The sequence below is a fragment of the Chloracidobacterium thermophilum B genome (assembly GCF_000226295.1).
GTDB lineage: Bacteria > Acidobacteriota > Blastocatellia > Chloracidobacteriales > Chloracidobacteriaceae > Chloracidobacterium > Chloracidobacterium thermophilum.
Map to the genome: position 1 here is coordinate 1,450,601 of NC_016024.1, position 12,911 is coordinate 1,463,511.

The window sequence follows — 12,911 nt, forward strand, 5'->3', positions numbered from 1 at the left end:
TTCCTCCAGGTGTGCCGTCAGGTGTGCCGTGGGATGTTCAATCTGAGTTGGCGGGCGACCACTGACCGTGAACCTGAAAAGGGGCCCAGAAAAAGGGGTGGCGGTACCGGGATTCGCGTCGCATGTCCAGTTGCGCCTGGCGCAGGGCCGCGGCCGGGGGACGTTTGTCCCGAAGCAGGGCGCGATAGAAGTGGGTCATCAGCCGCGCCGTGGACTGGTCGCTGATGCTCCACAGGCTGACGACAATCTGGGACGCGCCGGCATACATGAAGCCACGGGTCAGCCCGACCAGCCCTTCGCCGCGGACAAACGTGCCCAGTCCGGTTTTGCAGGCGCTCAGGACGACGAGTTCGGCGGACAGTTGCAGGTTGAAGATGTCCGGCAGCCCGACGATGCCTTCGCGCGGTTGCCCCGTGGCATCAAACCGTGACACCAGAAGGCTGGATAGTTCCGGGCGCTCGTTGTCCACCAGGCCGTGGGAGGCAATGTGGAGGAGGCGGTATCGGGGCAGGTCGCCGGTGAGAAAGTTCTCGCGGTTGGCCGCGAAGTCCGTCATGGACAGGCGTCTGGATTTGGGCACCAGGGCGAGGATGGCATCGGCTTCGCGGCGGGTGCCGGGCAGGCGGGGAATGGTCGAGGATGTTGGCTTCGCTCGTCCGGTCGCCGACGGCCTGGAAAAGGGCGAGGGCCTGTTCGTAGTGGGTTTGTGCGGTGGCCGGTTGTCCAAGCTGGTTGAAGGTGACGGCCAGGGAGGCGAGGGTGACGCCTTCACCGCGTTTGTCGCCGGTTTCGCGGCGGAGGGGAAGAGCTTCTTCGAGGGCGAGGCGGGCCGGTTCCGTCCGTCCGGCTTTGTAGTGGATGCACGCCAGGTTGGTGAGGGCCACGGCGAGGGAGCGCCGGTCGTTGCGCTGGCGGTAGAGGCTGGTGGCCCGTTCAAGGCGTTCCTGGGCGCGCGGCAGCAGGCCGAGGGATTCATAGACGAGTCCCTGGTTGTTGAGGGCGTCGGCTTCGATTTCGGGTTCCGAAATCTGGCGGGCCAGGTCAACGGCCTGCTCCAGCAGGTCAAGGGCTTCCTGCTTTTCGCCCAGGATGTTGAGCGTATAGCCCAGATTGGTGCGCAGGACGCTGCCGCTCTTGTGATCCCGCAGGGTATCGGCCTGGGCGACGGCCTGCCGGTAGTAGTCCACGGCGCGGCGTTTTTCGCCGGCATGGTCGTAGGCGCGCGCCAGGTTGTTGAAAAGCTGCATGAGTCCGGCCGGTTCGCCGCCGGCGCGGCGCAGGGGGAAGGCGCGGTCGTAGCATTCGATGGCCCGCTGGGTCTGTCCCAGGTTGTCATAGATGAGTCCGAGGGTGACGAGGGTTTCGGCCTCGCCGTCGGTGTCGTTGGCCGCCTGGTAAGCGTTCAGGGCCTCGTGAAGTTGTGTGACCGCCATTTCCAAGTCGGATTTGGTGTTCTTCCGGCGGGTCTGCTGGGCGGACTGGAAGGTTTCAAAGGCGGTGAAACGTTGCCGGTCCACGGCGGTGGCCGGGCGGTGGGTGGTGAGGTGGACGAAGAACGCCCCGGCCTGGCGTTCATGGTTGGTAATGGTGATGCGGCAGGTGGTAGCTGTGTTGGCCAGCAGGAGGACGGGACGGGTGCGGGAGCGTCCATCCCAGCCGGCCACCCGTTCCAGGCGGCGGCCGTCATCGCCGGCGACGGCGACGTGTAACTCCACACCGACCTGTCCGACCATGACGACGGCAAACTCGCCGGCGGCGAGCGACACCTGGTAGTGACGGGTTTCTCCACTGGCGAGGTTGCCCTCGATGACCTGGCCGCGGAGCAGCGCCGTGGCTTCAGGGGGGACCGGGGCTGCCGGTGGGGTGGCCGGTGGTTCAGTGGTCGGGCGCTTGGGCGGAGCCTGGCCAGGGCTGACCAGAGGCCATGCCAGGCATCCCAGCAGGCAGGCAATGAGCAGGCTGGATGAAACGCGCATGGCGGTTCCTCAGCAGGCAGCAAGGGGATGGTATCTGGTGATGGAACGCGATGAATCAGGACAAATCGTATCATGGCGGCGGTGTGGGCGCGGGAAACGTGGGTGTGTGTTTCGTTTTTGGGGCAGGTGCGATACAGTGACGCCGCCTGTGCGGTTCCTCACCATTTCATCTTTCCTGGCTTGCGGCTGACCTTCCCATGAGTTCGTTCAATGCGTTACCCCAGCTTGGCTCGGCTGCCATTCGTGAAGCCTATCCCCGCACCTATGCTGCGTTTTGCGGTATGCCGGAAGGGGAAGTCTGGTTTGAGCGACTGGTCGAGCTGGACCTTCACCGGCATCGCCTGCTGGCGACGCCCCAGCCCATGGTCGTGTTTGGCGCGGCTTCCGGGCCGCAGCCGGCAGTGGCTGAGACCTTTGATGTCATTGTGGCCGGCGGCTGTTTTGGCCTGATTGTTGGTGCGACGCTGGCGGCGCACTATGGCTGGCGGGTGCTCGTGTTTGACCGGCACCGGGTGGGGAGAACCCATCGGGACTGGAACATTTCACGGGGTGAACTGCAACGGCTGAACGAGGCCGGGTTGTTTACGCCGTCCGAGATGGAAGCCTTCATCACGGCCGAGTATGACGGCGGGTTCGTCAAGTTCCATGCAGAAGGCTGCCCGATTGCGGCCGCGCCGCTGTGGTTTGACGACGTATTGACGCTGGCAGTGTCGTCGGACCGGCTGCTGGCGCAGTGCCGGCAGAAGTTGCTGGCGGCTGGCGGCAGCCGGTGTCTGGACCAGGCGACGCTGGAGCAGGTGCAGGTTGAGGCAGAGGGCGTGACCGTCGTCGTCCGGCAGGTTGAAGCGGGCCGGCTGGCGTTTCGGGGGCAGTTGTTCATTGACACGATGGGAACGCTGTCGCCGATTGCCCGGCAGCTCAACCCACGGGAGACGGTGAGCTATCTGTGTCCGACGGTCGGGACGATTGCCACGGGCTTTGCGACCGGTTCGGCGGCGGATGAAGTCAATGCGCGGGTCGGGGAAATTCTGGTAACGACCGGGCATGCGCAGGACGGGCGGCAGTTGCTGTGGGAAGGGTTTGCCGGGCAGGACGGGGAGTTTACGACCTACCTGTTTCACTACGCGCCGGTGGCAGACATCGGGCGGCTGTCGTTGCTGGCGTTGTTTGAGACGTACTTTGAGACGTTGCCGCAGTACAAGCGGCCCGGAGCGGGGTTTGCCTTCCGGCGGCCGGTGTTCGGGTACATTCCGGGGCTGCACCACGTGGGTCTGGGGCCGCAGAAGCGGACGGCGGCGCACCGGGTGTTGCTGCTGGGGGATGCGGCATCGTTGAATTCGCCGTTGACGTTTTGCGGTTTTGGTTCGCTGGTGCGGAACCTGCGGCGGATCACGCATCTGATTGACTTGGCGCTCAAGGGGCAGCATCTGGATGAGGCGTCGTTGCGGCTCATCAACGCCTACGAGCCGGGCGTGGCGATTATGGCGGCGTTTACGCGCTACATGGTGGCCGATGAGGGCGAGGACCCGAAGGCCGTCAACGAGTTGCTCAACATCGTCATGGAGGCGCTGCATCAGTTGCCGCCGTCGGTACGGACGGGACTGTTCCAGGACCGGATGGCGTGGGGGGATTTTGTGAAGCTGATGTTGCAGATGCAGAAGCTGCATCCGAACATCTGGGAAGCCGTACCGCGCAAGTTGGGGATGGTCTATACGTCGGCCTGGGTGCTGAACTTCGTGGAGTTTTCTGCCTTTGCCCTGCAGAAGGAGTTGGCCGGGGTGATGGGGCAGCTTGGGCGCGGATTGCGGGAGGATTTTTACAACTACGCCAACTATTACCGTTATGCCCTGGCATGAGCGGCCGCACCCGTGCTGGTCCTGGAAACTGGGCTGGGTTCTGGTGGCGATTGGGTTGATGGTCTGGCCCGGCGGGTGTCGGCGTCCGGTGGTGCTGGCGGCCGATACGCTGGTGATGGCGGTTGAGAAGCCGCCGAAGACCCTGGACCCACGGGTGGGGAATGATGCCGTTTCGGCGCGCCTGCACCAGATCATCTTCGATACGCTGGTCAACAAGAACGAGCAGCTTGACATTGTCCCGGAGCTGGCGGACTTCACCATTTCACCGGATGGGCGGGTGTTCACCTTCCGGCTGCGGCCCGGGGTGGTTTTTCACGACGGCCGGCCGCTGACGGCCGAGGACGTGAAATACACCTTCGAGAGCCTGTGTGCGCCGACGTTCAACTCGCCCAAGAAGGGGGACTTTGCGCTGGTGGAGTCCATCGAGGCCCCGGATGAGCGGACGGTTGTGTTTCGCTGCCGGGCGCCGAACCTGCCCATGCTGGGCAGTCTGGTGGCAGTGGGGATTGTGCCGAAGGGCACGTCGCCGGAGGAAGCTGCCCAGCGGCCGGTCGGGACGGGGCCGTTCCGGGTCGTGACTTACCGGGAAAACCACGACATCTGGCTGGAGGCCAATCCGGCGTACTTCAAGGGCGCACCCCGGCTGAAGCGGCTGCAGATTCGCTTCATTCCCGATGCCATGACCCGTGAGCTGGAGTTGCGCAAGGGGACGGTGCAGTTGGCGGTGAACGCTGACCTGGCCTACAGCACCAACCAGGCGTTGGGGAAGACGCCGGGGCTGAAGCTCGTGCAGGCGAAGGGGACGAACATTGCCTATCTGGGACTCAACTGCGAGGACGCCCGGCTGGCAGATGTACGGGTCCGGCGGGCGCTGGCGCTGGCGATTGACCGGGAGACGATCATCCGCACGGTGTTGCGGGGCATGGCGCGGCCGGCGGCGGGGCCGCTGCCGCCGGAGCAGTGGGCCTACCCGGAAGACCTGCCGCCGCCGCGCTACGACCCGGAAGAAGCCCGGCGGCTGCTGGCGGAAGCGGGGTATGGTCCGGGGCGGCCCTTGCGGTTGGAGCTGAAGACCTCGTCGGCGGAGTTGTCGCGGCAGGTGGCGGCGGTGTTGCAGGAACAGCTCAAGCGGGTGGGGGTGGAGCTGTCCCTGCGCTCGTTTGAGTTTCAGACGTTTTTGCAGGACACCATCGCCGGCAATTTCCAGATGTTTTATCTCATCAACGTCGGGGCCAACCAGAGTGTGGATTTTCTGAGTTACTTCTACGAGTCGTCCCGGATTCCGACGAAGGCGAAGGGGTACAGCGAGGGGGCGAACCGGGCGCGCTATCGGTCGCCGGAAGTGGATGGCTGGCTGCGGGCGGCGGCGGCGACCACGGACAAGGCTGAGCAGCGGCGGCTGTACGGGCTGGTGCAGAAACAGGTGGTCAGCGACGTGCCGCAGATTTTTCTGTGGTATCCGAACAACGTGGCGATTGCCCATGAGCGGGTGCAGGGGATTACGCTGGAGTTGTCGGGGAGTTATGCCTTTTTGCGCCAGGTGTGGATTGCGGAAGGTGGGGCGGCGGAGTGATACCTTCATCCGATAACGTGCAATGCATTGACATCGGGGCGATGGGTGGACGACAGCAAGCCGGAGAGGGAGGAAGGGAGGCTTGAACGGGTTGGGTCAACTGAAGCGGGTTTGTGTCTATTGTGGGTCGCAAACCGGGCAGGCAACCTCCTATCGGGAGGTGGCCTGGTCGGTTGGAGAGCGGCTGGCACAGCAGGGCATCGAGGTCGTTTATGGCGGCGGGCACGTGGGCCTGATGGGCGTGGTGGCCGAAGCGGCGCTGGCTGCCGGGGGACGGGTTATCGGGGTCATCCCGGAGCGGTTGCTGGAGCGCGAGGTGATCTACCGTGAGGTGACGCAAATGTACGTCACGCGGACAATGCATGAGCGGAAGGCGCGCATGATGGAGCTGTCCGATGCGTTTGTCGCGCTGCCGGGCGGGATTGGCACGCTGGATGAGTTGTTTGAAATCTGGACCTGGCGGCAGCTTGGCTATCACAGTAAGCCGGTGGGACTGCTCAATGTGGCTGGTTACTACGATGGGTTGCTGGGCTTTCTTGACCGGGCCGTGCAGGAGGGATTTCTGGCGCCAGACTGCCGGGATTTACTGATGGTCGAGACGGATTTTGGGAAACTGTTGGCGCGGCTGGCTGGAACTTTCGTCTGATAACGAATTTTCCAGCCGGGCTTCCTGATGCCAGAGCAGGGCTTGGCGATAGTCAGCGGGCGTGTTGAGGTTGTAAAGCAACCGGTCAGCGCCGGGCAGGTCGGCGTAGTCCGGGAAGGGGAGTGGCGCGGCGGGGATGGTCTGGAGGAAATCCTGGACGCGCCGGCCGCCCCGGCGCAGGAAGGCAGAGAGGGCAGGCAGGATGGCAACGTTGTAGGCGGCGCAGACGCCGGTTGGTTGTCCGTCGGCTGTGAAGGGGACAACCGCCGGGGCCGTGGGGTGGGTGCTGGCGAGCCGTGCCAGGAAGGTCGTTGTCAGGAACGGCATATCACATGGGATGACCAGACACCGCGGGCGTCCGAGTTGGCGGGTGTGTGCGACGGCGCAGGCGATACCGCTGAGCGGGCCGCCATTGGGGATGGGGTCAACCAGGATGTGCCTGTCAAAACAATAGTCTGATAATAATCTCTGAACTGCATCAGAAGCCGCTGAGAGACCAACCGGCGAACACACAACATACACACGACGGAAAACCGCCCGCAGGCGGTCAGTCAAGACCAGGAGCAACGGAGCATCGGGAAAAGGCAACAGCGCCTTTGGCCGCCCCATGCGCCAGCTCCGGCCGCCTGCGAGGATACACACCGGGAAGTCATCCATGGTATTGGCAACTGCTATTCCTACCGGTGTTGGTGTGCATACCGGTCTGTACTGAACGTGATGCTGTGGCTTTGCGGCGACCGGGGCTGCCACTGCCTGCGTTTGCCCCCTGTGTTTACCCCCTGTGTTTGCCTAAGTCCCGATGTGGTGTGGCGTGTGGGTGAAGGTTTCAATCATGTAGTCGTGGATGTAGTTGAACAGCAGGTTCTGAAAGCGCCACCCATAGCGTGGGTCCTGGAGGTCACGGTGTGGAATGACAAAGGTGTAGGGCTCCAGAATATCCGCCACTTTGAGCGAGATGATGACCTGAACGCCACCGGGATGCTCTACAGCCTGGAATTCCAGCAGCGGATGTTCGTAACGGCGCAGTTCGGCCTGGATTTTTTCAAGGCTGGAGAGATCGGGCGCAGGCATCAGCACTTCCTCCTGTCCTGACAGCTTCACATAACGAGACCACCGTCGGCACAAAGAACCTGTCCGGTGATGTAGCGGGCATCTTCTGAAAGCAGAAAGGTGGCGATGCGGGCAATTTCCGTTGCAGTCCCGAACCGTCCAAGGGGGATGGTTTCAAGCAGTTTGGCGCGATACTCAGCCGACAGCCCTTCCGTCATCTCCGTTTCAATAAGACCCGGCGCAAGAGCATTGACCGTAATGCCCCGGCTGGCGACTTCCTTGGCCAGGGCCTTGGTAAAGCCAATCATTCCGGCCTTGGCGGCGGAATAGTTCGTCTGGCCGGCCATACCGATCACACCGCTGATTGAGCTGATGTTCAGGATTGACCCGCCCTGCTTTTGCTTGAGGAGGAGCGCAACGACCGCTTTGGACATGTTGAAGACACTTTTGAGATTGGTGTTGAGAACGGCATCCCAGTCGTCTTCCTTCATCGTGATGAGCAGCTTGTCGCGGGTGATACCGGCGTTGTTGACGAGGCCGTGGAGAGCGCCAAAGCGTTCCCGTACCTGCCTGACAACGGACTGGGCGGCTTCAAAGTCGGCGGCATCTGCCTGGTAGGCCTGGGCTTCGACACCCAAGGCCTGAAGTTCCTGCTCGACGGCCCGGGCGGCTTCCACCCGGCTGTGGTAGGTGAAAGCAATGTTGGCACTGCGGGCAGCCAGTTCGAGGGCGATGGCGCGGCCAATGCCCCGTGAGCCGCCGGTGATGAGGATGGTCTTACCGCGAAAATCCAAGGCGTCGTTCATGGCGTTGTGGGAGGGGAAGTTTCAAGAAGTTCCCAGAAAAACACAATGGCAATGGCCTGAATACCATTGAAGGCGTAGTGGAGCACGACCGAAGGCAGGATGGAGCCGGTTGCAGCCCGGAGGACGGTCAGGGTGAGGCTGAGCAGCGCCAGCATGGTCAACCCGGCCCAGCCGCCCCAGTACTGTGGGACGTGAACGGCCAAAAAGAGCAGGGAGACCAGAACCACTGTAGGACGAACCCCCAGACTGCGCTGCAATCCGCCAAAGATAACCCCCCGATAAACCACTTCCTCGACGAGCGGCGCAGACAGTGCAGCCACGCAGGCAATGGCTACCCGAACGGACGGCCCTTGGGCAAGGATGCGGTCAAGATCGGTTTTGGCATTGGGGAGGTAGCGTTCCAGCCAGGCACCAATGGCCAGAAACAGTGGTGCTGCAAACACACAGGCTATAAGGAGTCCGTTCCGGCGGGACCAGAACGAACGGCACCAGTCCAGACCCAGCGCCGGGCGAACTCCGTAGGGGGATGTCCGACGGATAAGCTGCCAGCACCATAAAAGCGTTATGGCGTGAGCAGCAAACGTGGACAGCACCAGGGTCAGGGTCAGCGAGTGTGAGGTCGTCAGGTCAGCTTGCGTCGGAAGGGCGCCCCGCTGCAGGTAAAACCAGGCTGTCCAGCCAAGCTGCGCTCCAACCGAACTCAGCAGGATGGCACTGATGCTCAACAGCCATGTCACCATGGCTGCACCGGCATTCCAACCCACCACCCGTGACACCGGGCTGGCTGGGGGCGTGACCGCTGGCTCAGTCAGAGAGGTCATGGGCGGGGTAACGCTTTCCCGAAGGCGGCAGGGATGGTTGGGGCTGGGACTGGGCCAGGACGGCCAACCGTTCATTCATCGTGGATGCCACCTGGGCCATAGCCTCTTCAATAGAGAGGCTGGTGGTCTCCAGCGGTGCGTGGATAGTGAGATGAACCGGGCAGGGGGTGAGCCACATGGAATGCGCTGGCAAAAATGTGGCGGTGCCATAGATGGTAACCGGCACAATCGGCACACCGGCTTCACGCGCCAGACGAAACCCGCCCGATTTGAAGGCTTTGACCCGGGCGGGCTGGATGTTCCGCGTGCCTTCGGGAAAGATCACCACCGGAGTCCGGGAGTGGAGCACCTTCCGCGCCGCGGCGATCATGTCAGGGATGGCATTCCGGTTCCCCCGGTCAACCGGAATGTGTCCGGCGCGCCATAGAAACCAGCCCAGGAAGGGAATACGGAACAGTTCCTTTTTGGCCAGAATCCGAAACTGAAACGGCAGGAAGGCAAACAGCACTGGAATGTCAAGCAAACTCTGGTGATTGGCCATGACCACTGCTGGGGTGTGGCGGGGCAGTTGTTCAAGGCCTTCAACGGAGACCCGCATCCCGACTGTGAAGGCAATCATCCGACACCAGGTGCGCGCGCACCAGTGTTGATAGGCTCCTGTTCGGTCAAACAGTGAAAGCAGAAGGGCCAGAGACCCCATAACCACCGTATAGAGAACAATCAGCAGAAACGCGACAATCGAGTGCAGGATACGGATGATCTTCATTGAAACCATCGTTGAAGGCGCAAATGGATGGAGTTGCCAACCTGGTCGCTCAAAGCTGGTCGCTCAAAGTGGCCGACCAGCTTTCAGCCATGGCCAGACAGGTGGCGCGGTGACGCTCCAGCCGCTCCCGGTAGCGGGCATGGGTGGCGGCATCCGGCTCAAACCAGCTTCCAGCGGGCAGTGGGCAACGGTCAATTGTCAGCAATCGCAGGCCAAGACTGACCCACAGAGCCACGCCACGGGCTGAAGCTTCCGTCGGGATGACACAGATGGGCCGTCCCAGTGCCTGGCACAGCATCGTAGCAAAAACGGGTGACGCCGACACACCGCCGGAGACAATGATCTCTGTGGAGTCCAGGAGGAACCCGGCGGTTTCCAGTTGCCGGGCAATCCACGCCAAACGCAGGGCAATGACTTCGAGCAGCGCCTGCCAGATGGCTACGGGGGTTGTGGAGAGCCGGAGTCCGGCAATCACTCCCGTGGCTTGCGGATGCCAACCCAGACTACGTTCGCCGGCCAGGAAGGGCAGGATGGTCAATCCGGTATCTTCTGCCAGGGTCTGCCGCAGACGAGCTTCCAGGATCGGTGTGGCCGGCAGGCGCAGCGTACGCCGCCCCCAGGCGAGCAGATTGCCGGCGTTGCTCAGCGCGCCGCCCACGAGGGCATGGTCGTGGTCAAGGTGATAGACCCAGAGACCCGGTGGCGGTTCTCCCGGTTCACGTTCCCTGGGAATGGTGACACGTAGGGCAGCCGTGGTGCCAATGTTGATGGCGGCCCGGTTGTCGGAAAAACACAGGCTGCCCAGGTTGCTGCAGGCGCCATCGCCAAGGGGTGGGAAGAAGCAGGCTGCATGCAGTTGCGGCCAGCGTTTTTTGAAGGGCGGGACGAGGGCCGTGCCAGGGAGCATCGCTCCGGCATTGGCCAAGGGCGGCAGATGAGAGCGCTCAAGGCCAAGATAATCAAGGATTTCTTCATCCCAGTCGGCTTCGCGGCGGGCATAGAGGCCCGTCGCCGAGGCAAGGGAAACGGTGGTGCAGGTCCGGCCAAAAAGTCGCCACCAGGCATAGTCAGCAAAGGACATCCACTGCCATTCCCGGAGCGTCAGGTGACGTCGCAGCCAGGCCAGTTTGAGCAACCAGTAACTGCTGTGGAGGGGGCAACCCGTCCGGGCATAGAGCCGGCGGCGGGTGAAATACTCAACCAAATTCTCTCTTTCGGCTTCGGAACGTGTGTCGCCCCAAGCAAAAACCGGCGTTGTCGGCACGCTGACATCAGGCTGGTCAGCAGTAGCCGCCGACCGTCGGACACCCATGAGGCTGTGCATCATGGTGGAGATACCAACGCCCTGAATGACATACCCCTGACGTTCAGCCCGATGGAGTGACCGGCTGATGACCCCGGTGAAGGCGGCAAAGAGCGCCGTGGCATCGTAGGTCATGGTGCCATCCGGTGTCATGGTAGCCACAACCGACCGCCGGCTAAGGGTTTCCGGCTGCAACCGGCCGTCAGGCGTAAACACGGCCGCACGGAAAGAAGAGGAACCCAGATCAACAGCCAGAATCATGGGTTCTGGCTCAGGAAAGGTGGGCGTGATGCCTGGCATACCGGGCTGCGCCCAGCAGTGCCGTCTGCTCATTGAGGATGACGGCCACTGGAACCTGCTCCAGAAAGCTCCGAAAACGTCCCTTGGCGACGAATGCGCCCAGAAAATCGCCCTTGGTCATCCACTTGAGGATTTTGGGCGCAATGCCGCCGCCGATAAACAGCCCCTCGGTGGCTAGGGCCTTCAGGGCCAGGTTGCCAGCTTCAGCACCATAGAGGGCCACGAACCGCTCCATCACCGCCACGGCAATCGGCAATCCTTCGTCGGCAAACTTCGAGATGGCTGCACCGTAGCCATGAGTAGCAGCCAAAGCTTCCAGCGCAGCGGAACCGGCGGCACGCCCGGTGTCACGGAAAAAATGGTACAGGTGGGCAAAGCCAAACGTCCCGGACACCAGCCGCTCCCAGCTTACGTGATCATAGGTCTGCCAGAGATACGCCAGCAGGTCCAGCTCCGTCGGATCGCTGGGAGAAAAGCTGGCGTGGCCACCTTCCGACGGAACGGCAATGTGGCGTGTTCCATCCCAGAACAGAATGCACTCGCCGAGACCTGTCCCGGCCGAGATCAGGGCCGCGTTGCCCAGGCGGGGTGTACCGGCCTGAAGTTGGTAAAAGTCCGACGGTGCCAGCAGGGCAATCCCGTTGCCGTTGGCTTCGAGGTCATTGATGACAAAGGCCGGGCAGTCGAGTACCTGCCGCAGTTCATCCGCACGGATGCTCCAGGACAGGTTGGTAATCTGGCACACGCCATCGAGGACAGGTCCGGCTGCGCCAATGCAGGCAGCCTGGCAGCGGAGCGCCCGCCCACCAAAAAATGACCGCAGCATGGCTGGCAGATCGCTGAAATCAGCGCTGGCGAAGGTTCGGGTTTCGAGCAGGGCAAGGGTGGCGGCGTCAAACAGTCCGAGGTGGGTTTTCGTGCCACCCACATCTCCGGCCAGGAGGTAACGGGTCATGGTCATTGCGTATCCAGGGGTTCAGGAAGGTGATTTGGCTCTGGCCTGTGTTGCCGGGACAGTGGCCAGGGCAGCCCCGATGATCCCGGCGAGGTTAGCCATCCGGGCCGGGAGCACCGGGGTCGGACAGGTCAGGTACGCCGCAAACTTGTCGAATTTGTTGCTGGCGCCGCCGCCGAGAATAAAGGCATCACACCAGAGCAGCCGGTGCAATTCAGTGAGGTATTCGCTGACATACCCAGCCCACTTTTTCCATGACCAGTTCTGCCGCTCACGTGCCGACAAGGAAGCCCGCCGCTCGGCGTCCTTATCACGGATGATCAGGTGGCCCAGCTCAGTGTTGGGAATAAGCTGCCCGTTATGGAAAAGTGCGGTGCCGATGCCGGTGCCCAGGGTGACGATGGCCACCAGCCCGGCAAGGTCGCGGCCGGCGCCAAAGCGCATCTCGGCCAGCCCGGCGGCGTCGGCGTCATTGAGCAACGTCACCGTGTAGCCGGTGGTGTTTTTGAACAGGGTGGCGGCGTCACAGCCAATCCAGGCCGGGTCAATGTTGCCGGCCGTGTGCGCCACACCGTGCTTGACGACGGAAGGCAGCCCGATGCCAATGGCGCCGTCACGCTCACTCCATCCAAAGTGGCGGATGACCTCAAAAACGGTTTCGGCAATGGCGTCCGGTGTCGCCGGCTGTGGCGTGAGCAGACGGAACCGTTCCTGGGTAAGCGTGCCAGTGCGGAGGTCAACCGGCGCCCCTTTGACGCCGGTACCGCCAATGTCAATGCCCAAGGCGCATTTGGCCGTGGTTCTGGCCATGGTATGCGGATTCCTTTCGGGGTTGGGGAAGTCCGATGGGAGCAAGTGG

The 12,911-nt window shown here is 62.6% G+C and carries 12 protein-coding genes and 1 pseudogene; 3 read left to right on the forward strand and 10 right to left on the reverse strand.

The annotated features are described in order from the left end of the window. Positions 1–37: 37 nt before the first annotated feature. Both CABTHER_RS17410 and CABTHER_RS17750 read right to left on the reverse strand, forming a co-directional pair. The gene (locus CABTHER_RS17410; RefSeq protein WP_148263964.1) at positions 38–772 is read right to left on the reverse strand and encodes a CHAT domain-containing protein; all 735 of its coding nucleotides are present in this window, start codon (positions 770–772) and stop codon (positions 38–40) included. Further along, a pseudogene (locus CABTHER_RS17750) lies at positions 684–1,976 on the reverse strand (tetratricopeptide repeat protein); the annotation flags it as partial. The pseudogene CABTHER_RS17750 and the gene CABTHER_RS17410, both read right to left, overlap by 89 nt. A gap of 197 nt (positions 1,977–2,173) precedes the next feature. On the opposite strand from CABTHER_RS17750, the gene CABTHER_RS06010 reads away from it, so the two are divergent. The 3 genes from CABTHER_RS06010 (at position 2,174) to CABTHER_RS06020 (ending at position 6,051) form a co-directional block, all read left to right on the forward strand. After that, the gene (locus CABTHER_RS06010; protein ID WP_014099715.1) at positions 2,174–3,832 is read left to right on the forward strand and encodes an FAD-dependent oxidoreductase; all 1,659 of its coding nucleotides are present in this window, start codon (positions 2,174–2,176) and stop codon (positions 3,830–3,832) included. Beyond that, positions 3,819–5,405, forward strand: coding sequence for an ABC transporter substrate-binding protein (locus tag CABTHER_RS06015; protein ID WP_014099716.1), 1,587 nt, complete (start codon positions 3,819–3,821; stop codon positions 5,403–5,405). The genes CABTHER_RS06010 and CABTHER_RS06015 overlap by 14 nt, the downstream gene beginning before the upstream one ends. A 91-nt stretch (positions 5,406–5,496) precedes the next feature. Further along, positions 5,497–6,051, forward strand: a complete 555-nt coding sequence (locus CABTHER_RS06020) for an LOG family protein (RefSeq protein WP_455423177.1) — start codon at positions 5,497–5,499, stop codon at positions 6,049–6,051. On the opposite strand, the gene mobA is transcribed toward CABTHER_RS06020, so the two are convergent. The 8 genes from mobA to ppgK all read right to left on the reverse strand — a co-directional run bounded on the left by mobA (position 5,989) and on the right by ppgK (position 12,862). After that, entirely contained in the window at positions 5,989–6,708 is a 720-nt protein-coding gene (mobA, locus tag CABTHER_RS16515; protein WP_081464735.1) for a molybdenum cofactor guanylyltransferase, read from the reverse strand. The genes CABTHER_RS06020 and mobA overlap by 63 nt on opposite strands. A gap of 132 nt (positions 6,709–6,840) precedes the next feature. Beyond that, complete coding sequence (locus CABTHER_RS06030; RefSeq protein ID WP_041569627.1) at positions 6,841–7,122, reverse strand: hypothetical protein; 282 nt, start codon at positions 7,120–7,122, stop codon at positions 6,841–6,843. Positions 7,123–7,148: 26 nt separating this feature from the next. Then, positions 7,149–7,907 (reverse strand): 3-oxoacyl-[acyl-carrier-protein] reductase, encoded by a 759-nt coding sequence (fabG, locus tag CABTHER_RS06035; RefSeq protein ID WP_014099720.1) that lies wholly within the window; start codon positions 7,905–7,907, stop codon positions 7,149–7,151. Beyond that, positions 7,904–8,728, reverse strand: a complete 825-nt coding sequence (locus CABTHER_RS06040) for a CPBP family intramembrane glutamic endopeptidase (protein ID WP_041569109.1) — start codon at positions 8,726–8,728, stop codon at positions 7,904–7,906. The genes fabG and CABTHER_RS06040 overlap by 4 nt, the downstream gene beginning before the upstream one ends. Continuing rightward, positions 8,712–9,494: a lysophospholipid acyltransferase family protein gene (locus CABTHER_RS06045; protein WP_014099722.1), complete on the reverse strand. Its 783-nt coding sequence runs from the start codon at positions 9,492–9,494 to the stop codon at positions 8,712–8,714. Before CABTHER_RS06045 ends, CABTHER_RS06040 begins: the two co-directional genes overlap by 17 nt. A gap of 49 nt (positions 9,495–9,543) precedes the next feature. Beyond that, complete coding sequence (locus CABTHER_RS06050; RefSeq protein WP_187288343.1) at positions 9,544–11,058, reverse strand: gluconokinase; 1,515 nt, start codon at positions 11,056–11,058, stop codon at positions 9,544–9,546. Positions 11,059–11,068: 10 nt separating this feature from the next. Continuing rightward, on the reverse strand, positions 11,069–12,052 hold the full coding sequence (gene glk / locus CABTHER_RS06055) for a glucokinase (RefSeq protein WP_041569630.1): 984 nt from the start codon (positions 12,050–12,052) through the stop codon (positions 11,069–11,071). 21 nt (positions 12,053–12,073) lie between these two features. Further along, a complete protein-coding gene (gene ppgK / locus CABTHER_RS06060; RefSeq protein ID WP_041569110.1) occupies positions 12,074–12,862 on the reverse strand; it encodes a polyphosphate--glucose phosphotransferase in 789 nt (262 codons plus the stop codon). Positions 12,863–12,911: the final 49 nt, after the last annotated feature.